The organism is Cohnella sp. OV330 (genome assembly GCF_900112065.1).
Lineage (GTDB): Bacteria > Bacillota > Bacilli > Paenibacillales > Paenibacillaceae > Cohnella.
Genome location: NZ_FOKE01000001.1, coordinates 222,238 through 245,301, shown reverse-complemented (window position 1 = coordinate 245,301; position 23,064 = coordinate 222,238). Strand labels below are relative to the sequence as shown.

Below are 23,064 nucleotides of genomic sequence, written 5' to 3'. Positions count from 1 at the left end.
CGCGCAAGGCAACCTAATCGCAAGGCAGCCATAAGACTACATTCGAAAAGGACGGGGTGTCGGAATGAAATCGTTGAAATGGACATGGGCGGCCGCGGCGGCGGTCGCGCTGACCGTGAGCGGTTGCAGCAGCAACAATAATAATAATGAGCCGGCCGCGAGCTCCTCGGGCTCGGCAGACGCGGGCCAGACCGCAAGCGCCACGCAGAGCGCATCGGCGAGCGCGTCGACTGCGCTGCCGGAGCCGGCCAAGATTCGTATCTTTACGGAAAACAACACGGCATGGCCGCCAAAGCCGGACTGGGGCGTATGGAAGTGGGTCAAGGAAGAGACCAACATCGACGTCGAGCAAGTGCTCGCGACCGGCCCGGAATCGCTGGCGCTGGCAGTCTCTTCGGGCGACATGCCCGACGTGCTGTCCGTATTCCCGAACGACGTTCAGAAGTTCGGTTCCCAAGGCGCCTTCGAGGACCTGTCCAAGCATATGGACCAGATGCCCAACGTCAAGGCGTTCCTCGACAGCCATCCGGACGTCATGTCCCGCGTGGTGTCGCCGAACGGCGAGATCTTCAGCATCATTAACGACGGCGCGGGCGAAGGCAGCCAGATGGTCTGGTTTTACCGCGACGACATCTTTAAGAAGAACAATCTCGAGGTTCCGAAGACGTGGGATGAACTGTACACGGTGGCCAAGAAGCTCAAGGAGATCTATCCCGACAGCTATCCGTTCCTGTTCCGCCACGGCCTGAGCACGCTCGATACGTTCGGTCCTTCCTTCGATATCTATCCGGAGTTCTATCAGGATCCGGCCGATCCGACCAAGATGAAGTTCGGTCTCGAAGACCCGAACGCCAAGACGATGGTCGAGTGGCTGAACAAGTTCGTGAAGGAAAAGCTCATTCCGCCGGACTGGCTGACGATGGACTACAAGGCCTGGACGCAGTTTATGTCGACCAACAAGGCGTTCGTCACCGTCCAATTCATCGGCCAGATCGAAATCATGAACAGCCAGCTGACCGACGGCCACCTGCAGTTCATGGCGCCTCCGATCGGTTCCGGCGACAAGCCTTACCTGCCGAAGGGCGGCCAAGAGGGCTACGGCCTGGCAGTCGCCTCTACGTCCAAGAACAAGGACGCGGCCTACCGCTACCTGGACTACATCTTCTCCGAGAAGGGCAAGGACATCCAGAGCTGGGGCAAGGAAGGCGAGACGTACACGACCGTCGACGGCAAGCGCAAGTTCAACGACAACTACAAAGAAGCGAACGACCTGCGCGTGATCTCCGGTATCCAGACCGCCGCAACTTACGGCTGGTTCGACTTCAACGCCTGGCTCTCGCTGGTCAAGCCGGAAGAGCAATACGCTTACGTCGAGGCGCCGAAGTACCGGTTCCCCGTCGCCTACAGCCGTCCGAACCTGACATCCGACGAAGCGGCGACGCTCTCGACGGCGAACGACCAGCTGTGGAAGTTCTGGACGGGCGAAGTCACGAAGTTCATCAACGGCGACCGGCCGATGAGCGAGTGGGACGCCTTTATCAAGGAGCTCGGCAAGCATGACCTCGAGAAAGTCCGCACGACGTACCAGACGGCGCTCGATCGTCAGCTCGCGAATACGAAGTAAGTAACGAAAGCAAGCAGCGGAGCCGTGCGTTGACAAGCAGTGCACGGCTTCGTGCTTTTCCGGAAAGGAGCAACGCCATGAAGCAATCCGTTTTTCACCGCATCAAGCGCGACAAGATTTATTTGCTGCTGCTGTTCCCCGCGCTGCTTTATTATCTCTTGTTCCACTACGTCCCGATGTTCGGGATCGTGGTCTCCTTCATGGACTACAACCTGTTCAAGGGCGTCTGGCACAGCCCATGGGTCGGGCTCAAGCATTACCGGATGTTTTTCAGCAACCCCGACGCCTGGCTCATTGTCCGCAACACGCTCTTATTGGGTTTATATAAGTTTATCTTCGCCTTCCCTGCGCCGATCGCGCTGGCGATTTTGTTCTACGAGATGCGCTTGAAAAAGTTCAGGCGTTTCGTGCAGTCCGTCAGTTATTTGCCGTTTTTCCTCTCCAGCGTCGTCTTGTCCAGCATCATGATCATGCTGCTGTCCCCGAGCACCGGGTGGATCAACAAAGCCATCCAGTCCCTCGGCTTCGAGCCGATCAACTTCCTGCAGCGGCCCGAATGGTTCCGGACGATCTATATCGCGTCGGACATCTGGCAGATGACCGGCTACGGCACGATCATCTTCCTCGCCGCGCTGGCGGCCATCGATCCCCAGCTGTACGAAGCGGCCCGGATGGACGGCGCCAACCGTTGGAAGCAGACGCTCCACGTGACGATCCCCGGCATTATCCCGGCGATTGTCATCATGTTCATCCTAAGTATCGGAGGCATTCTCAATATTCCTTTCGACAAGGCGTTCCTGCTTGGAAATGCCGGCAATATGGACACCGCGGACATCATCTCGACCTACGTCTACCGGATCGGCATTCTCGGCGGCGGCATGAGCTATGCGACGGCGATTAATTTGTCCTTGGGTCTCGTTACCATGGCGCTCATCTACTTAACGAATGTCGCAAGCCGCAAAGTGGGGGAGACCAGTCTATGGTGAGAAAAGGAAGAGTCGGCGCATTCGACGTCGTCAACTTTTTGTTGCTGCTGTTCGTCGCGATCGCCATGCTGTTCCCGTTCTTGCACATGGCTTCCGTCGCGATCAGCTCGCCGGAATATGTCGTACGCAACGAGATCAGCTTTTACCCCAAGGGCCTACAGTTCGACGCCCTAAGAGCCGTATTCGAAGACAATCGGCTGTGGATCGGCTACCGCAATTCGATCGGCTATGTCATCCTGGGCGTCTTCATTTCGATGGCCTTGACGATCATGGCCGCCTATGCGCTTTCCCGCCGGGGCCTCGTCTTCTACAAGCCGATCATGCTGTACATCGTATTCACGATCATGTTTTTCGGGGGCATGATCCCGTTCTATCTTGTGATGCGAGCCTACGGACTCATGGATACGATCTGGGCGGTCGTGCTGCCCAATGCGATCAATACGTACAACCTCATCGTCATGCGCACGTTTTTCTCAGGGATGCCCGTCGAGGTCGAGGAGTCGGGACGCATCGACGGCTTGTCGGACTTCACGGTGCTCACGCGCATCGTGATGCCGCTGTCCAAGCCGGTGCTGCTGACGATCGGCATGTTCTACACCGTCGAGATCTGGAACAACTTCCAGGGAGCGCTGCTGCTGATTCGCGATCCGAATCTGTATCCGCTGCAGCTCGTCATCCGCAATCTGGTCGTCGTCGGCCAGGCGGGCGACGTGCTTGAGGCAACGACGGCGTCCGGGCACAAGGTCATCCTCGAATCGCTGAAGTACGCCATTATCCTGCTCGGCTGTTTGCCTGTCCTGATCATTTATCCGTTCATTCAGAAGCACTTTGAGCAAGGCGCCCTCATCGGCTCCGTCAAAGGCTGATCCTGGCGTCTAAAGGAGCCCGACATCATGAAAACCGTAACGGCAGCCGTCATCGGCGCCGGAGGAAGAGGCAGAGAGTACGCGCAGTACGCGCTTGATGAGCCCGGCGAGCTGCGGATTACCGCGGTGGCGGAGCCCGACCCGATCCGGCGCGAGGCGTTCGCCGACCAGCACGGCATCGATCCGTCCATGCGGTTCGACAGCTGGGAGGCGCTGCTCGCCGGGCCTCCCGTCGCGGACGCGGTCCTCATCTGCACGCAAGACCGGATGCACTACGAACCCGCCGTCAAGGCGCTCGAGCTCGGCTACCACGTATTGCTCGAAAAGCCGATGTCGAACGATCCGGGCGAGTGCGCTCGGCTAGGCCAGTACGCCGAGCGCACGGACCGGGTGTTCGCCATCTGCCACGTCCTCCGCTACACGCCTTTCTTTTCGACCGTCAAACGGTTGCTGGACGAAGGGCGGATCGGCGATCCGGTTACGATCGACCTGATCGAAAACGTCGGCTACTGGCATCAGGCGCACAGCTTCGTCAGAGGCAACTGGCGCAGAGCCGACGAGTCCAATCCGATGATCCTCGCCAAAAGCTGCCACGATCTCGACATTCTGGTCTGGCTGGCCGGCGCGGACTGCGACACGCTGTCGTCCTTCGGCGGCCTGCGGCATTTTACCGAAGAAAACGCGCCGCCGGGCGCGCCGTACCGCTGTCTGGACGGCTGCCCGGTCAGCGACGTATGCCCGTACTACGCGCCCGATATCTACCTGAACAATGAGGATAAAGTCTCGGAGCGGATTCTTCGCGGCGCGATCAGCCACGATACGAGCACGGAAGGGGTGCTCGAGGCGCTGCGCACCGGCCCCTACGGCAGATGCGTCTACCGCTGCGACAACGACGTCGTCGACCACCAAGTGGTCGCGATGGAGTTCGCGAACGGCATCACGGCGACTTTTACGATGACCGCCTTCACCACGGACGGGGGCCGCACGCTCAAGATTATGGGGACCCGGGGACAACTGCGCGCACACATGGCTAAAAACACCATAGAGATTTCCGACTTTAAAACGGGACGCGTGGAGACGATCGATCTGGCGTCCACCGGGCTGAATCACGGCGGCGGGGACCTAGGCATCATGCGCGACTTCACGCGGCTCGTGCGAGGGGAGGGAGACGGAGCCAGCCTATCTTCGGCCGACGTCTCGGTGCAGAGCCATATGATGGCGTTCGCGGCCGAGCAGTCAAGGCTTTCGCGCAAGGCGATACCGATTCGGGATTTGATAGCATCCGTTAGCGTTCAATAACGGCGGCGGCTCTTTGCGAAGAGCCGTCCTTTCGGCAGTGCAATAACGTAAACGCTTACAGGAATTGGAATCGAAAGCGGGATCGAAAAAATCGAGATCGAAAGGGATGAAGTGTAGTGACGATGTACGGGAAGTTGAAAAAGCAAACCGCAATTGTATTGGCTTTGACGATGCTGCTTGGCTTGTTGAATCTGTGGCCCGCAAGTTCGACGCCGCAGGCCGCGGCTGCCGACTCCGGTTGGCCCGCGAACGTGCTGGGCGGCACGAACATGCCGTTTAGGCCGACGGATTCCCTCGTCACCACGCAGAACCCGCCCGATTTCAGCTGGCCGTTCGTGACCGGCGCGGACAAGTACGATCTCCAGGTCAGCCGCGATTCGTCCTTCGCGACGGTCGCGCACGAGAACGACGCGATCCAGTTCAACTACTACAACTTCCCCGTGACCTTCGATGCCGGCACCTGGTACTGGCGCGTCCGCTACCACCAGACGAGCGGCGCCTGGTCCGACTGGAGCACGGCGCGCAAGTTCCGGATCGACGCGGACAACGTGCCGTTCGCCGTGCCTGCGGTCGACACGCTCATGGGCAAAGTTTCCACGGCGCATCCGCGCGTATGGACGACGCCGGCCGAGCTAACCGCCTTCCGCAACCTGCGGCTGTCGGGCAATTCCAAGACGGTGTTCGATCAGACGGTCGCCGCTTACAACGCCAGCGCGAACAAACCGCTGCCGGCCGACCCGACCTTCCCCTACATGAACAACGAGGTGCCGACGAACAGCGACGCTTACGTCGCCGCTCAACAGGCGCTCAAGAAGACTGCGGAAGACGCCCTGAACGATATGCAGAACGCAGCGTTCCTCTACCTGGTGACGGGCAACGCCACGTACGGCAACCGTGCCAAGACGCTGCTGCTAAATCTCGCGTCCTGGAATCCGAACGGCGCGACGAGCTACCGGATCCACGACCAGGTGCACCGCTCCATCGCCTATCGTTCGGCGATCGCGTACGACTGGCTCTACGATTTGCTGTCGGAGAGCGACAAGAGTACGGTTCGCGACATGGTCAAGGCGCGTACGAACACGCTGGTCCAGAACTACCTGAGCAATCAAGGGTTCTATAAGTTCCCCTATGACTCTCACGGATGGACGATCGTCGGCTACATCGGGCTGATCGCGACCGCGATGCTGAACGACATGCCGGAAGCCGCCGAATGGTACCGGCTGTCCGTGCCGCTGTTCATTAACGTGCTGCCGCCGTGGGGCGGCGAGGACGGCTCCTGGTCGCAAGGTACCGGGTACTGGCAATGGTCGTCCGGCTCGAACAAAGAGCTTATGGACGTCCTGCTGAGCTCGGGCGCGATCAATGTGTACGACAAAGCCTTCTCGCGCAACGAGGGTTTGTACCCGCTGTACATGTTCCCGCACGGCAGCCCGATCGGCGTGTTCGGGGACGACTCGCAATACACGCCGGGCGCGCCTAGCGTCAGCCTGCTGACGCGGATGGCCGATATTTACGACGATTCCCGGCTGAAGTGGGAAGCCGAGGCGATCGGCGCCAAGTCGACCGGCCTGACGGACTATTTCTACCGGGCCGACGACGTAGGCAGCCAGCCGCCTGTCGACCTGCCGAAGGGGATCTGGTTCCCGGATACGGGCGCCGTCGCCATGCATTCGGAGCTGTACGAGACCGACCGCACGTCGCTGTACTTCCGGTCGAGCCCGTACGGCACGTACAACCATACGATGTCGGACCAGAATTCCTTTGTGGTTAACGCATTCGGCGAGTCTCTGGCCGTCAAGGCCGGTTACTACGATTTCTACGGAAGCAAGCATCATTCCAATTTCACGAGGCAGACCTTCTCCGCCAACGCGATTACGTTCGACGGCCGCAAGGGTCAGGCCAACGACAATATCAATGCGGACGGCAAAGTGCTAGGCTTCGTGACGAGCCCGGACTTCGACGCGACGAGCGGCGACGCGACCGCGGCATACCAAGGCGGATTGTCCAAGGCGGTACGCCATATTATCTACGTGCGTCCGTCCGTCTACGTCGTGGTCGACGACCTGGCGACGACCAAGGACGGCGGCTCCGAGTTCGAATGGAACCTGCATGCCGACGACAATCTGGTCCTCGACCAGACCGGCAAGGGCGCGACGATCGCCAAGGGCGACGCCAACCTGAAGGTCCAGTTCTACGGCGCGGAGGCCCAGAGCTACCGTATGACCTATGAGACGCAGTACCTCGGCCTTGACGGCGTCGCCTATCCGCCGACGGGGAACTTCGCGGGCAAGTCGCAGATTCACGCGGCCTTCGTCACCCCTCGCGAGAACCAAGCCAAGATGATCGCGACGCTGGCGCCGTACAAGCGCGGCGAAGCGCCCGCGAACGTCACGCCGACCGAGTACGCGAACTATGTAAAGCTCGCGTTCGAAGACGGCACGACGGTCTACGTCCGCAAAACCGACAGCGGCCTGATCGACACCGGCGCGGACGGCGTGCAGTTCGACGGCGCGGCCGCCGCGGTCAAGGGAGATACGGCGCTGCTCGTCGTCGGCACCAAGCTCGTCAAGAACGGCGTCGCGATCATCGATAGCGATTCGCCGGCGACGGTCTCTTACGGCGGCGACCAATTGTCCGTGTCCGCGCAAGCGGACGTTCAGGTCACGCTGGCCGCGACGGGACTGACTGCGGTGCGCGACGCCGACACCGGCAACGCCATTCCTTCCGGCGGCACCGTCGCCGACGGCATGAACAACCGCGGGGTCCAATGGACGTTCGCGGGCGACAAGCTGACGATGCACGTGGAAAAGGGACAGCGCGCGTTCAAGCTGAACGCCGCTCCGATGCCGGGCGCGCTCGCGCCGGTCACGCTGCAAACCGAGATCGACGGCGTCGCCGGTTCGGTCACGCTGCAGGCGTACCGCGACGTGAACGGCGACAGCGTCGCTTGGGGGCAGCTATCCAACGCGCAGGGCTTCTATGAAGTGCTCGAAGCGCCGGCAGGCTTTTCGTTCCAGAAGTACGGCAAGATCGCGAGCGGCCTCATCGACGCGAACGCTTCGATCCTGCTGAAGGGCGCCACGGGCGTGCTGAAGCTGAAAAATCTCGGGTCGGGCGCGCCGCTGCAGACGGAACAGTACCAGGATCCGGAGCAGGCGCGGCAGACGCTCGGCATCGAATGGCAGGAAGCCGAATCGTTCACGCAATGGAACGGCACCAAGCAGCCGACCATTTACGACACGCGCTCGTTCCTCTCGAACGGCAAGGGCGTGAGCAACTGGGATCAGTTCGGCGTGTCGCTCAAGTGGAAGCTGAACGTGCCGGAGGAAGGCAATTACGACCTGGTCGTGAAGTATGTAGCGGGCTGGGACGTAACGACCGCGGATACGAATTCGATCCGGTACGTGAAGCTCGGCGACGACATCAAGTATTTCAAGATTCCGAAGACCGAGAGCTTCGGCTCGACGCCTGAACAGTGGCGCGGACTTCGGGTCAAGACGGGCGTTCATCTGTCCGCCGGCGTCGTCGACCTGACGATGTACCATTCGCTCGGCGGGATGAACCTGGACTGGATCGGTCTCATCAAAGTCGGCAGCGACGAGATTCGTCCTTCCGCGCCGGCCAATCTACACGAAGTGACTCAGGCGGACGGCCAGATCACGATCGGCTGGGATCCGTCCACGGATAACGTAGCCGTTAAGGAATACGAGATCGAGATGGACGGCGTCAAAAAGCTGACCGTGCCGTTCGGCACGAACACGGCCACGATCACGGGTCTGTCCTCCGGCGTGTCGTACGCTTTCCGCGTGACGGCCGTCGATACGAGCGGCAACCGTTCTTACAGAGCGCCGGGCTCGGCGCCGGTCGTCATCCAGACGGTGGATACGACGCCGCCGGTATGGGGCGCGGACGCGGCCGTGCATACCCGATTCCTGTCGAGCCAGATGGTCAGGCTGTCCTGGGAGCCGGCCGTAGATAACGCAGGGAAGGTCAGCGAATACCAAATCTATCGCGTGAACGGCACGACGCTACTCCCGGTCGGCACGACGAAGAGCACGACCTTCGACGTGATGAGACTGCAAGCGGGCGGCACGTTTACGTTCAAGGTCGAGGCGAAAGACAATCAGAACAACGCCACGACCGACGGTCCCGACGTGACCGCGACGCTGCCGTCGTCCGTCACGCTTCCGGTGTACGATACGTTCGACAATTGGACGACGGGCGAAGTCGCGGATGCCAGCGGCTGGTCCTACACGAAGACAGGCGGCACGTCCGTATCGGTCGCCAGCCTGCCGGACGGCGGCAACGGCTTGGTCGCGCTCGACAACTACTTCCCGTCTTCGGACCAATACGCTTCGTCGCCGGTCATCCGGAGGGTCATCGCCAATACCGGCGGCAAGCTGACCGTCGAGACGCGGACGATGTTCTCCAAGGTGGACCATGACGTCGGCAATTATCTGATCGACCTGAGCGGCAACGGCAAAGTTTTCGCCGGCTTCGTCGGGTTCTCGGACGGCGGCATCGGCTTCCAGAAGCTCGTGAACGGCGTCAACACGAATATCCGTCTGACGGAGGGCTACCAGCAGCCGAAGGATCAATGGATGACGATCCGCTACGACATCGACTTCGACGCCAAGACTTACGACCTGACCGTTCAGGAAGACGGATTGAAAAATTACGGAGGCACGCTCGTCGCGGGCGGCCAGCTCGACCGCGCGACCGGAACGTACCGCGTCGTCGGCATTCCGTTCCTCGACACGAGCGCGACGCTCAAGGGCTTCGAGATGTTCCGCTTCTCGGCGCAGCGCTACACGGGCAAGTATACGTTCGACTACCTGGCCGTCTATCCGACGGCGGCGATCTCGCAGAGTCTCCCGGCGCCGAAGCTGCGGCTGGCGTCCCAGACGAACACGTCGGCGACGCTTGCCTGGGACGCTTCGAGCGATCCGGCGGTGAAGAGCTACGCGATCTACCAGAACGGCACGCTCAAGACGACGGTGCCGGCGAGCGCGAATACCGCGACGCTCACGGGACTGACGCTCGGCGCCGCGTATACGTTCGCGATCCGGGCCGTCGATCAGAGCGACAAGACGTCGCCTGAATCGCGCAGCCTGTCCATGACGCTGGCGGGCGCGCCGACCTGGGACGCGACCGCTGCGCTTCGCGCGGACCTGACGTTCACGAACGCGGTTCGTCTGACGTGGGATCCCGCGACGGCCGGTGCCGGTCAGCAGGTCGCATCCTATACGGTTTACAAGTCGGAAGGCTCGTCGGCCGCCGCGCCGGCGGGTACCGCGACGAGCACGACGCTTGACGTGGCGGATCTGACGCCGGGCGCGACCTATACGTTCCGCGTACAGGCGAAAAACGCGGCAGGCGGCGAGTCCGCCGACGGACCGACGCTGACCATGACGCTGCCGGCAACAGGCAAGATGGTATACGACTCGTTCGACGCCTGGCCGACCGGCGAAGCGTCGGACGGCGCCGGCTGGACCTACACCAAGACGGGCGGCACTTCGGTGCAAGCCGTGGCGCTGAGCGATCTCGGCGGCAAAGGACTGCAGGCGGTCGACAATTACGATCCGTCTACGGACGCCTACGCTTCGTCGCCGATCATGCAGCGCACGACGGGCAGCATCGGCGGATTGGTCACGCTGGAGACGCGCACGAAGTTTTCCAAGATCGACAGCGACGTGGGCCACTACCTGATCGACCTGGCCGGCAACGGCAAGATCTTCGGCGAGTTCGTCGGATTTTCCGACGGCGGGCTCGGCTATCAGAAGCTGGTAAACGGAACGCCGACGTTCGTCCGCCTGACGGACTACAACGTATACAAGCAGCCGGCCGACGAGTGGGTATCGCTCCGCTTCGACTTCAACTTCACGGCCAAGACCTACGCGCTGACCGTGCAGGCCGATTCGCTCAAAACCTACGGCGGATCGATCGCCGCGGGCGGCTCGCTGGACGCTTCGACGGGCGTTTACCGTGTGACGAACATTCCGTTCATGGATCCGAACAACGTCGCCAAAGGCTTCGACCTGTTCCGGTTTACCGCGCAGCGGTTCACGGGCAAGTACACGTTCGACAAGTTCGTCCTGTACAACACGAACGACGCGCTCTCTTACGTGGCGACCGACGCGACGGCGCCGGTCAGCAAAGCGAAGCTGTCGGCGACAGCGACGACGTACGGCGGAGAAACGGAGTGGTTCAACGAACCGGTCACGCTGAACCTCGACGCCACGGACGACGACTCCGGCGTCGAGCGGACGGAGTACCGTATTAACGACGGGGACTGGACCGTCTATGGCGGTGCCATTCCGGCCTTCGGCGACGGCGTCTACAAGGTCGACTATCGGAGCGTGGACGCGGCGGGCAATAGCGAGGATTTCCAGACCGTCCTGCTGCATATCGACCTGAAGGCTCCCGAGCTCGGCGTCGAGCTGGACCCGGCGTCCGTATGGCCGCCGAACAACAAGATGGTCGACGTCCGCGCGAAGCTGACGCCGTCCGATAGCGGTTCGGGCGTCGCGTCGGTCGTCCTCACCTCGGTCACGAGCGACGAGCAGCTCGGACAGGGCGACATCGAAGCCCGCACGGGTACGGCCGACACCGCCTTTCGGCTTCGCGCATCGAGGGCCGGCAGCGGCGACGGACGCGTATACAGCGTCACATATACGGTCACCGACAAAGCCGGCAACCGGACGGCGGTGACGAAGACCGTCACGGTACCGCACAACAAATAAAACGGCAATGACGAAGATGACGCATACGCTGTCCGCGATTTAGCGGACGGCGTATGCGCCTTCGCGCATTTTCGAGCAGGGGGGGACATTCACGTTGTGCGGCTTCGGGCGACCCACCAGGCGACCGCGCTTCTCGGCATGAGCGATACCTCTCCGTCGCGCGGAGCCGGCTCGGCTTCGCCGCTCCAGAAAGAGGCCCACGAGAGGTTAGACGCCAGAAAGTCCCCGGGGATCCGCTGCGTCCGGTAATCGTCGCCGAGGTTGAACAGCACGAGCAGCCGGATATCCGGATCGCCCGTCTCGGCCGCGACGATCGGCAGCTCGTCGCCGTCCGGCTCGAATAGGTTGAGCGGAACGCCGCGCCGAACGGGAGGCTGCCGCAGCAAGTGGGCGAGCATATCGGTGCCGGCGCTTTTCAGCTTGACGATCGAATCCCCGACGAGCAGGTCGCCCCCGCTCGCATAGCAGGAAAGGAGCAGCGTCCTGGCTTCCTCCAGGTTCATCTCTCTGCCCGCCGCCCAACCGCCGTTCAGCCCCCAAGGATTGAGCGCCAGTCGGCGGTTGAGCTGGCGGTCGTCCGTCGTCTCGGGGCAGCGCACGTTGACGGTGTCCGGATCCGTATTGCCGATCGCACCCTGCATCCACCACCTAGCCAGCATCGAACGGATGTTGTGGCGGATATGGCTCCAATAATTGTGGACGTCGCCCGTCGTGCGGTGCGCGTCCGCGATGCCGATGACCGATTCGTAGGGCGCGCCGCAGGCGAGCAGATAAGCGTCGGCCCCGATGGCCTCCCGGATGACCTCGAATAACCGGCGGATCATGCCGGCATGCGACATCCGCGGGTCATGGAAGGTCGAGGCGCCGAGCAGCAGCTGCGCGAAGTCGCATTTGAAATACGAGAACCCGGCGGCTCGAAGCCGAATGAACGTATCGCGGATGTGCGCCTCGACGTCGGGGTGCGTGATATCCAGCTGGACCATGCTTCCGTAGCCCGCATTTTCTACGAAGGGATTGCCTTTCTCGTCGCCGACGAACCAGTCGGGATGATCGCGGTACAGCGGCGTGTAGACACTGACCATGAGCGGCGCCGTCCAGATGCCGGGCTCGCAGCCTTCGGCGCGGATCTGCGCGCAGAGGGTCTCGAGCCCCTGCGGAAACTTCCAGCCGGCGTCCCAGATGCCCCACTGGCACTCGTACCCTTCGTCGATGACGACGTACCGCAAGGTATCGCCGAAGAGCGCGTTCGCCGCAGCCGCGTTGGCCAGCACGTCCTCGGACCGTACGGCGCCGGAATAGTAGTCCCAGCTGTTCCAGCCGTTGATCCGCGCGGCGGGCGGCACGAACTGTATCGCGGCGAGGCGCTGCCGGATCAGATCCGCATATTCGGACAGCAGCGCGTTGCCGTCGTCTCCCTGCAGCACGAGCAGATGCGCAAGCTCGACGCGCTCCCCCGGGCCGATCGTTCGCGGCGAGCGGAGGTGAAAGCCAAGCCCGAATGCGCCGTCGCGATGGGGCTGCGCATGCAGGATGGCGATATCGACATAGCAATCGCCGTAGGGCGGCAGCGCGCCTAGCAAGATGCAAGCGCCCGTGCGGCGGTGGCTGAATACGCTCACCATGCTAGAGGGCTCGTCAGCGGGCGACCAAGCCACGGGCCGATGGACCGGACGGACGCCGGATGTGCCGGAGAAATCGCGGGTATGATGGAGTTGTACATAATCCCGCGCGTCCAGCCGGTTGCCGAGCCGGGAGGCGGACCACTCCAGCCGGATCTCACGGAGCGATACCGGTTCCGAGCCTTCGTTGCGAACCGATACCGTCTGCGCGTCGGTGCCGTCGCCGGGCGACAGCGATACGACGAGCCGATCCATTCGGAACGTCGGATTGTCGTCCGCTTCCGATAACTGGAAATCGCCTTGCAGGCTGCGATCGGCGCATACGGCGGTGACGGTTGCCTTACGCAGGGAAGGCCATTCGAATATCATGTGAATCCTCCTCGTCAAGACGCGTTGATCCCGCAAACGAGACCGGGTCGTATGAAGCTAGCTTAGCAGAGGACTCGAATCTTTGAAGCACGCGATATTGCACTTTTGTATGTTCAAGGGGACGATCGAATTGCTATATTGATACATAAGTGAACGATCGCGACATACAGAATCCGAAGATCGGCGGCGAAGGGGCGGTTGAACGTGGACAATGCGATTGAACGGGATATTTGGCGCCGGCTGGCGTGGGTGTTGGCCGTTTGCGCGATGTGCGCTGCATGCCTTGGCGGATGCGCCGGAGGCGGCGGAAGGGGAGAGGCGGCGGGCGCTTCGGCGACCGGGCTCGATCCCGTCAACCTCATCTGGTATTATCCGCAGTACCAGTCCAATCTCGACCAACGGCTCGTGAACGATGCGGTAAATGAAATTACGCGGACGAAGCTGAACGCTACCGTCGACCTGCGCCCGATCGACTTCGCCAATTATGAGCAAAAGCTGAATACGATCGTCGCTTCCGGCGAGCAGATGGACATCATTTGGACCTCGAATTGGCTGTTTCAATGGACGACCAATGCGAAAAAGGGCGTATTCCAGCCGATCGACGAGCTGCTTGGCCAATATGGTGGGCAATTGCTCGCGTCCATGGACGAGAAATACTGGAACGGCGGCAAGCTGGGCGGAAAGCAATACGCGATCCCGAACTATCAGATCTCCGCCATGCGTCCGAGCCTCGTCATTCAGAAGCGATTCATCGATAAATACAGGCTGGACGTCTTCAAGATCAAACGGATCGAAGATATCGAGCCCTTCCTGGAGCAGATCAAGGAAGGAGAGCCGGATATCGTCCCCTTCGGCACGACCAAAGGCTTTTATACGAACCTGCTTTACGGCATCGATTGGATCGTGCCCGTCTACCGGAACGATCCGACGCCGACCGTGCTCCCGGACGTGACGCCGGAGATGCGGACCAATTTTGCGATGATGCATGACTGGTATATGAAGGGCTACATTAATGAAGACGCCGCTACGCTCAAGGATGCTGCGGAAGCCTACAATAAAGGAAACACGGCGGTATGGTTCGATATCACGGGCAAGCCGGGCTCCGAGGTCGAGTACAAAGCGGCGGACGGGGGCTACGACGTGCAGCTGGTGCCGCTGGTCGGGTCGGCCTTCGTCGGCGCTGGCAGCTCGATGAACGCGATCGGCCGGACGTCTTCGCATCCGGATCGGGCGGTCATGCTGCTGAATCTCGTGAACGCGGACAAGGCGCTGTACAACCTGCTCGTGTACGGCATCGAAGGCAAGCATTATACGAAAACGACCGGCAACTTCATTAAAGTGAATCCGGACGGCGGCTATTTTACGAATACGGATTGGGTGTTCGGCGACATCCGCGGCGAATATTTGCCGGAGGGCTCCCCGCCGGACAAGATCGAGCAGACGGTCAAGGCGAACGAGGAGGCAGCCGTCTCCGCCTTCGAAGGATTCGAGTTCAATGCGGATCCGGTCAAGACGGAGATCGCGAACGTCCGTGCCGTCAACGACGAGTATTATGCCGCCCTCGCCACGGGCACGATCGACCCGGCCCGCTTCCTGGCGGAGTATGAAGACAAGCTTGCGAAGGCGGGAGCCGGCGTGATCGTTCAGGAGAAGCAGAAGCAGCTGGACGCATGGCTGAAGGCGCGGGGCAAGGAGTAGCTGGGCCAATAGCGGAATAAACTTCCGCTAACCCTTCCCAACCCGCGCATTTGTGGTGCGATAGCGGAACAAACTTCTGCTAATACTGCCAAACCGCGGCGCTTTGGCGCGATAGCGGAACAAACTTCCGCTATGCCCGCCCAAGCCTCAGTTTCCGGCCGAATATCAATGTACCACATCGTTACTATAGCCCCGCATGCACGACGCCGCAGCCGCGAACGATGGGATTTCTCCCGTCCGATTCGCGGCTTTTTTCGTTTTTCAGGGCCGCGCGCGCAATCGGGCAGTAAAAAACAAATCGCGCACTCGACCGGAGAGGAAAGTACGATTTCTTCACTTTTCTACGCCCCAAAACAGCGATATCGTCAGGTCAGAGCTCGTCGCAAGACGCAAATCCAAGCAGCAAGGAGGACGCCGGCCGATGAAACGCGGCAAGTTTTTAAAGTTTGTGAGCAGGAACGGCGAATTGTTTATTTTCTCGCTTCCCGCGATCATCTACATTTTCATCATGTCGTATGTCCCGATGTTCGGCGTAATTATCGCATTTAAAAATTACGTGTACGACAAGGGCATTCTGGGTAGCGAATGGGTCGGTTTCAAAAACTTCAAGTTTCTGTTCGAGAGCGAAAACGCCTATCGGATCACGCGGAACACGGTGCTGTACAACTTGGGCTACATGTTCATGACGACCGTATTCTCGCTCGCGGTGGCCATATTGCTCCACGAAGTCGCCAAGAAGTGGCTGAAGATTTACCAGACGGCGATGATTCTGCCTTTCTTCCTGTCGTGGGTCGTCGTCAGCTATATCACGATGGCGTTTCTCGATCATCAGAACGGCTTCCTGAACGGCTGGCTGGAGGGGCTCGGGCTTGATCGGGTCCAATGGTACTTCAAAGCCAGCGTCTGGCCCTACATTCTCAATGCGGTCCATCTGTGGAAAGCGATCGGCTTCTCGGCGCTCGTGTACTTCGCCGGCATCCTCGGCATCGACGCGGAGCTGTATGAAGCGGCCAAGATCGACGGCGCCAAGCGCTGGCAGATGATTACCAACGTCACGCTCCCTCAATTGACGCCGCTCATCATCATTCTGCTCATCATGAGCGTCGGTAACATGTTCCGCGGCGACTTCGGCCTACACTACTTCATCCCGAACAATAACGGCATGACGTACGCGACGACGGACATTATCGACACCTATATTTATCGGGCGCTCAGCGAGCTTGGGGACGTTAGCATGGCTTCCGCCGTCGGCCTCTATCAGTCCGTCGTCGGACTCGTCCTCGTCGTGCTCGCCAACTACACGGTTCGCAAAATCAACGAAGAAAATTCCTTGTTTTAAGGAGGACAGTACTATGCCTGCCAATTCTGTGCCCACCAAGTCCTTGCCCGCGAAGACAACGATCGCCGATTCCACCGCCGCCAAAAAATCTTCCTTCAAGTGGTCGACGCTGATCATTCATCTCATCTTTATCCTGATCACGCTTAGCATGCTCGTGCCGTTAGCGCTCGTCATCATCGTATCGCTGACGGACGAAAACTCGATCCTGCATCATGGGTACCGGATGATTCCGGACAAATTCTCCTTTGCCGCTTACGAATACTTCTTCAAGTCGCCGGATGCGATCCTGCGCGCTTACGGCGTGACGATCTTCGTCGCCGTCGTCGGCACAGTGCTTAGCCTGATCCTGACGTCAAGCATGGGCTATACGCTGTCGAGAAGAGATTACGGCCTCGTGCGGCCGACCTCCTTCTACGTTTTCTTCACGATGCTGTTCGGCGGCGGGCTCGTCCCGTTCTACATTCTGGTCACGCAATATCTGCACTTGAAGGATACGATCTGGGCGCTGATCGTGCCGGGGATGCTGAGCCCATTCTACGTGCTGATCATGAAAGGCTTCATGTCCAAAATTCCGTTCGAGATCATCGAATCCGCCAAGGTGGAAGGCGCGAGGGAGTGGCGAATTTTCGTGCAGCTGATCCTGCCGCTGTCCAAACCGTCGCTCGCGACGCTCGGATTGTTCATCATGTTCAACTATTGGAACGAATGGTTCAACGCGCTGCTGTTCATCGACAACGAGCGGCTGGTGCCGCTGCAGCTGCTGCTGGTGCGGACGATGAACTCGCTCGACTTTATTACCTCGCGGCCCGAATTCGCGCTCGTCATGTCCAACTTCAATCTGGCGAACTTCCCGAAGACCGCGGCCAAGTTCGCGATCGCCATCATGTCCGCGGGTCCGATGCTGCTCGTCTTCCCGTTCTTCCAGCGCTTCTTCGTCAAAGGCTTGACCGTAGGCGCGATCAAGGGTTAAGCGCGACCGAATATCGGGAAATCCCATTGAAGGCGCTGGGAAAGGCGGTGAAGGCGGTACGGTTGCGCGGCGGCCTTTAATCTATCGATAGGCATCATCCAACTTTTCTCGGGAGGGTTCATGTTGAAAAAAACAAACAACGTCAAATTCAAATTCCGCACTACGCTTCTCACTTCAATCTCGCTGGCGGCTGCGCTCACGGCTGCGGGCTGCGGCAATTCCAACAACAATAATACGAATGCTTCGCCAAGCGCAGCCCCGTCCGGCAGCGCCAGCTCCACGGCATCGGCCGCGGCTTCAAGCAGCGCGTCTCCGTCGGCCAGCAGCGAACTGCCGCCCGTCGAGCTGACCTGGTATTATCCGCAAAACGCGGCGAATCCCGATCTTCAGCTCGTGAACGACGCGGTCAACAAGATCACCAAGGAAAAGATCAATGCGACGGTCAAGCTCATGCCGATCGACTTCGGGACCTACGAGCAGAAGATGAACACGACGACGGCGGCCAGCGAAAAGATCGATATCATCTGGACCTCCAACTGGCTGTTCAAGTTCGATACGAACCAGCAGAAGGGCGTATTCCTTCCGCTCGACGATCTTCTAAAGACGCACGGACAAAAGCTGTTCGATTCGATGCAGGCGAAGTTCTGGGACGACGCCAAGCGGGACGGCAAGATCTACGCCGTGCCGAACTTCCAAGTGTCGGCCAGCCGTCCGTCGCTCGTCCTTCAGAAGCGGTTCGTGGACAAATACAAACTCGACCTCAGCACGATCAAGAAGATCGACGATATCGAGCCGTTCCTGAAGCAAATCAAGGACGGCGAGCCCGGCATCACGCCGTTCGGCACGACCAAGGGCTTTTATTCGGGCCTGATGTACAACATCGACAACAAAGTCGAAGTCTACAGAGACGATACGACGCACACCGTACTGCCGGACGTGACGGACGAACTGAAGCATAGCTACGAGCTCGCGCACTCCTGGTACACGAAGGGGTACATCATGGAGGATGCCGCGACGCTGAAGTCGGCAGCCGACGCCTACAACAAAGGAACGACGGCCGTCTGGTTCGACGTGACGGGCAAGCCGGGCTCCGAGGTCGAGTTCAAGGTCTCCGACGGCGGCTACGACGTCGTGCTCGCGCCGCTGGCGCAGTCCACGTTCACTGGCGCAGCCAGCACGATGAACGCCATCAGCCGCACGTCCAAAAATCCGGAGCGCGCGATGATGTTCCTCGAGCTCGTCAACACCGACAAGGAGCTGTACAACACGCTCGTGTACGGCATCGAAGGCAAGCATTACGAGAAGACGACGGGCGACTATATCAAGATCAACCAGGACGCTGGCTACTTCACGAACACGGACTGGATCTTCGGTAATATCACCAACGAGTATCTGCCCGAAGGCGCTCCGGCCGATAAGATCGCGCAAACGATCAAAGTCAACGATGAAGCATACGTATCGCCGTACACGGGCTTCGTCTTCAACACCGAGCCGGTCAAGACGGAGATCGCCAACGTGAACGCGGTCAAGGAAGAATACGGCGCTTCTCTCGGCACCGGCACGCTCGATCCGGCGAAGTATCTGCCGATTTACGAGGAAAAGCTGAAGAAGGCCGGCGTCGAAACGATCCGCGCCGAGAAGCAAAAGCAGCTGAACGAGTGGCTCGCCGCAAACGGCAAGAAGTAAGCGCCGCCTAGCGGATCGAAGAACGCGCGGAAAATAGAACGGGGCTCGTCCCCGTCTATTTTCTCCGCGCATAGAGAGACGAACGATGGGAGCGGCTCGCCAAAAGCCCGCGACAGGCATGGGCAAGTCGGGGCGAACGGCGAGGCATACTGCATAGCATTTGGCGGGAATTTTATCCAATCCTTGGGAGGGTTTAGTTTGCATAAAACAAACATCGGCAAATTCAGTTTCCGGACCACGCTCCTCGCTTCCATCTCGCTAGGCATGGCGCTCACGGCGGCCGGCTGCGGCAACGGCAACAACAATAACGAAAACGCTTCTGCAAGCGCTTCTCCGTCGGGCAGCGCCAGCGCGTCGGCGTCGGCTTCCGCCAGCGCGTCTCCATCGGCTTCCAGCGCGTCTCCTTCGGCCAGCAGCGAGCTGCCTCCCGTCGAACTGACCTGGTATTATCCGCAAAACGCGGCGAATGCCGATCTTCAGCTGGTGAACGACGCGGTCAACAAGATCACGAAGGAAAAGATCAACGCGACGGTCAAGCTGAATCCGATCGACTTCGGCACCTACGAGCAGAAGATGAACACGATGACCGCCGCCGGCGAGAAGATGGATATCATCTGGACGTCCAGCTGGGCGTTCAAGTTCGATCAGAATCAGTTGAAGGGCGCGTTCCTGCCGCTCGACGATCTGCTGAAGACGAGCGGGCAGAAGCTGTACGATTCGCTGGATAAGAAGTTCTGGGACGACGCCACGCTTCAAGGCAAGATCTATGCGGTCCCGAACTTCCAATTCTCCGCGCAGCGCGCGAGCGTCGTCATTCAGAAGCGGTTCATCGACAAGTACAACCTCGATACCAGCACGATCAAGAAGATGGAGGACCTCGAGCCGTTCCTGAAGCAGATCAAGGAAGGCGAGCCGGGCATTACGCCGTTCGGCACGTGGAAGGGCTTCTACACGGCGCTGCTGTACGGCATCGACACTAAAGTGCCGGTCTACTATACCGATTCGACGAACACCGTCCTTCCCGACGTGACGGATGAGATGAGGGCCAATTACTCCCTCGCGCACTCCTGGTATACGAAGGGCTATATTAACCAGGATGCCGCGACGCTCAAGTCCGCCGCTGACGTTTACAACAAAGGAACGACGGCAGTCTGGTTCGACTGGACGGGCAAGCCGGGCTCCGAGGTCGAGTACAAGGCCGCGGACGGCGGCAACGACGTCGTGCTCGTGCCGCTCGGCGAGCCCGTCTTCACGGGCGCGGCCAGTACGATGAACGCGATCAGCCGCACGTCCCCAAATCCGGAGCGCGCGATGATGTTCCTCGAGCTCGTCAACACCGACAAGGAGCTGTACAACACGCTCGTCTACGGCATCGAAGGCAAGCACTACACGAAGACGACGGGCAACTTTATCAAGATCGACCAAAACGCGGGCTATTTCACGAACACGGACTGGATCTTCGGCAACATCACCAACGAATATCTGCCCGAAGGCTCTCCGGCCGACAAGATCGAGCAGACGATCAAGATGAACAACGAGGCGCGCGTATCCAAGTATAACGGCTTCGTCTTCAACGGCGAGGCGGTCAAGACGGAGATTGCCAACGTCAACGCGGTGAACGGCGAATATGCCGCATCGCTGGGCAGCGGTACGCTCGATCCGGCGAAGTACCTGCCGATCTACGAAGAGAAGTTGAAGAAGGCGGGAGCCGAAAAGATACGCGCCGAGAAGCAAAAGCAGCTGAACGAATGGCTGGCGGCGAACGGCAAGTCTTGATCGGATAAACGAAGCATTCGAATAGCAAGCCGACGCGAAAATAGACTGGGGCTCGTCCCCGTCTATTTTCTGCGCGGTAAGGGAGGCGACAAGGATGAAAATCGCGCTGCTGCAAGGCAAGGAACAGCGGGAGAAAGTGTTCAAGAAGCAGCATCTCGACCGGCTCCGGAAGCTGGGCGACGTGGTCGTCAACGAGACGGCGGGCGACCCGTCCGAGGCGCAGCTTGAGGCGATCATTAGAGACGCCGATATCGCGATCACGTCCTGGGGCTGCGGCCCGCTGACCGCGCGGGTGCTGGACGCCGCCCCGAATCTGCGGCTGGTGCTGCACGCCGCGGGCACCGTGAAGCCGATCGTCACGCCCGAGCTGTGGGAGCGCGGCATCCGGGTATCCAATGCAACGGCGGCGCTGGGCAAGGGCGTGGCGGAGACGGCGCTCGGGTTCACGATCGTGTCGCTGAAGGATATGTGGCGGCTCGTCCGCGAGACGCGGGATGGCGGCTGGGGCGACGGGGCGAACGTTCGCGAGGTGTACAACGTGACGGTAGGCGTCGTCGGCGCGGGAAAGGCGGGCTCGCACTATATCAAGCTGCTGCGACAGTTCGACGTGGACATCGCGCTGTACGATCCGTTCGTCAGCGAGGCAAGGGCGAAGGAGATGGGCGCGCGCAAGGCGGAGCTCGGCGAGCTGCTCGCGCAGAGCGACGTCATCTCGATCCATCTGCCCTCGCTGCCCGAGACTTTTCATATGTTCAACCGGGAGCGGCTGGCGCTGATGAAGGACGACTGCGTGATCATCAATACGGCCCGCGGTTCGGTCATCGACGAAGAGGCGCTGGCCGAGGAGCTGCGCAAGGGCCGGTTTTTCGCCTGCTTGGACGTGACCGAGCCCGAACCGCCGCGCGCGGACCATCCCTTCCGCGGACTGCCGAACGTGGTGCTCACGCCGCATATCGCGGGCGCCGTCAACAACGGGCTGCAGCGGCTTGCGCAGGCTGTCGTTCTGGACGCGGAGGCGTTCATGGACGGTGAACCGCTCGAAGGCGAAGTGCGGGCCGATCAGCTGCACCTGCTGGCTTAACGAGAAAGGGGCGGAACGCAAAGTGGCGAATTACGTTACCATCAGTTGTCTGGGTCCCCGGCCGCTCGCCATGCCGGCCGACGTCTCGAACGAAGAGGCGATCGCGCGCATGATCGCCCATTGGCAGGCACAGCTCGACCGGGTGCTTCCGGACCGGCCGGACCTGATCGTCCTGCCGGAAGCCTGCGATCGCCCGGATCCTTTGAGCTTCCCGCTCGATCGGCGTCTGTCGTATTATCGCGCGCGCAAGGACCGGATCCGCGACTTCTTCGCGGACGTCGCGAAGCGGCAAGGCTGCTACATCGCCTATCCGGCGCATATCGAGGCCGCGGACGGCTCGTGGCGCAACGCCATGCAGCTGATCGATCGCGCGGGCCGGGTGATGGGCGCCTATCATAAAAACCATCTGGTACCCGACGAATATGAGGTTACGAACATTTTATACGGCCGGGAGGCGCCCGTTTTCGAATGCGACTTCGGCCGGGTGGCGGCCGCGATCTGCTACGACCTGAACTTCGAAGAGCTGCTGCGGCGTTATGCTGCACAGAAGCCCGACCTGATCGTCTTCCCTTCGATGTATCACGGCGGGCTTATGCAGGGCTACTGGGCCTACGCTTGCCGATCCTACTTCGCGGGAGCGGTCGCGGGGGCGCCCTGCACGATCGTGACGCCGCTCGGGGAGATCGCTGCCAGCAGCACGAACTACTATTCTTTTATTACGACCCGCGTCAATCTCGATTACGCCGTGCTTCATATCGACGAGAACGGCGCCAAGTTCCCGGACATCAAGCGCAAGTACGGTCCCGAGGTCGTCATCCACGATCCCGGCTACCTCGGGTGCGTGCTGCTGACGAGCGAATCGGAGCGTTTCACGACGGACGATATCGTGGCGGAGTTCGAATTGGAACTGCTCGACGACTACTTCGGGCGGGCGGATCGGTCCAGGCATGCGCCCGGACGGATGGAGCCGTGACGATGAGGAAGACGCTGGGCAGCGGCAAGCAGAGG

13 protein-coding genes are annotated in these 23,064 nt (G+C 60.4%); 12 read left to right on the top strand and 1 reads right to left on the bottom strand.

Features of this window, described 5'->3' with window-relative positions:
* Positions 1-64 precede the first annotated feature (64 nt).
* From BM235_RS00950 to BM235_RS00930, 5 genes are all read left to right on the top strand, one after another.
* Positions 65-1,624 carry an extracellular solute-binding protein gene (locus BM235_RS00950; RefSeq protein WP_090108664.1) on the top strand — a complete coding sequence of 520 codons (1,560 nt, stop codon included), beginning with the start codon at positions 65-67 and terminating at the stop codon, positions 1,622-1,624.
* A 77-nt stretch (positions 1,625-1,701) separates the two neighbouring features.
* Positions 1,702-2,610 carry an ABC transporter permease gene (locus tag BM235_RS00945; RefSeq protein ID WP_090108663.1) on the top strand — a complete coding sequence of 303 codons (909 nt, stop codon included), beginning with the start codon at positions 1,702-1,704 and terminating at the stop codon, positions 2,608-2,610.
* The gene (locus BM235_RS00940; RefSeq protein WP_090108662.1) at positions 2,604-3,476 is read left to right on the top strand and encodes a carbohydrate ABC transporter permease; all 873 of its coding nucleotides are present in this window, start codon (positions 2,604-2,606) and stop codon (positions 3,474-3,476) included. Before BM235_RS00945 ends, BM235_RS00940 begins: the two co-directional genes overlap by 7 nt.
* Before the next feature lie 27 nt (positions 3,477-3,503).
* Positions 3,504-4,775, top strand: a complete 1,272-nt coding sequence (locus tag BM235_RS00935) for a Gfo/Idh/MocA family protein (RefSeq protein ID WP_090108661.1) — start codon at positions 3,504-3,506, stop codon at positions 4,773-4,775.
* Positions 4,776-4,897: 122 nt separating this feature from the next.
* The gene (locus BM235_RS00930; RefSeq protein WP_090108660.1) at positions 4,898-11,518 is read left to right on the top strand and encodes a DUF4962 domain-containing protein; all 6,621 of its coding nucleotides are present in this window, start codon (positions 4,898-4,900) and stop codon (positions 11,516-11,518) included.
* 89 nt (positions 11,519-11,607) lie between these two features.
* Here BM235_RS00930 and BM235_RS00925 read toward each other — a convergent pair whose 3' ends face one another.
* Positions 11,608-13,506 (bottom strand): alpha-galactosidase, encoded by a 1,899-nt coding sequence (locus tag BM235_RS00925; RefSeq protein ID WP_090108659.1) that lies wholly within the window; start codon positions 13,504-13,506, stop codon positions 11,608-11,610.
* Positions 13,507-13,710: 204 nt separating this feature from the next.
* On the opposite strand from BM235_RS00925, the gene BM235_RS00920 reads away from it, so the two are divergent.
* From BM235_RS00920 to BM235_RS00890, 7 genes are all read left to right on the top strand, one after another.
* The gene (locus BM235_RS00920; protein ID WP_143106608.1) at positions 13,711-15,204 is read left to right on the top strand and encodes an ABC transporter substrate-binding protein; all 1,494 of its coding nucleotides are present in this window, start codon (positions 13,711-13,713) and stop codon (positions 15,202-15,204) included.
* 421 nt (positions 15,205-15,625) lie between these two features.
* Positions 15,626-16,543 carry an ABC transporter permease gene (locus tag BM235_RS00915; protein WP_090108657.1) on the top strand — a complete coding sequence of 306 codons (918 nt, stop codon included), beginning with the start codon at positions 15,626-15,628 and terminating at the stop codon, positions 16,541-16,543.
* A 13-nt stretch (positions 16,544-16,556) separates the two neighbouring features.
* The gene (locus tag BM235_RS00910) at positions 16,557-17,513 is read left to right on the top strand and encodes a carbohydrate ABC transporter permease (protein WP_090108656.1); all 957 of its coding nucleotides are present in this window, start codon (positions 16,557-16,559) and stop codon (positions 17,511-17,513) included.
* Between the two features lie 123 nt (positions 17,514-17,636).
* The gene (locus tag BM235_RS00905; protein WP_158543642.1) at positions 17,637-19,199 is read left to right on the top strand and encodes an ABC transporter substrate-binding protein; all 1,563 of its coding nucleotides are present in this window, start codon (positions 17,637-17,639) and stop codon (positions 19,197-19,199) included.
* Positions 19,200-19,397: 198 nt separating this feature from the next.
* Positions 19,398-20,975: an ABC transporter substrate-binding protein gene (locus tag BM235_RS00900; protein ID WP_090108654.1), complete on the top strand. Its 1,578-nt coding sequence runs from the start codon at positions 19,398-19,400 to the stop codon at positions 20,973-20,975.
* A 94-nt stretch (positions 20,976-21,069) separates the two neighbouring features.
* On the top strand, positions 21,070-22,056 hold the full coding sequence (locus BM235_RS00895; RefSeq protein ID WP_090108653.1) for a hydroxyacid dehydrogenase: 987 nt from the start codon (positions 21,070-21,072) through the stop codon (positions 22,054-22,056).
* Positions 22,004-23,029, top strand: coding sequence for a carbon-nitrogen hydrolase family protein (locus BM235_RS00890; protein ID WP_090108652.1), 1,026 nt, complete (start codon positions 22,004-22,006; stop codon positions 23,027-23,029). Before BM235_RS00895 ends, BM235_RS00890 begins: the two co-directional genes overlap by 53 nt.
* Positions 23,030-23,064: the final 35 nt, after the last annotated feature.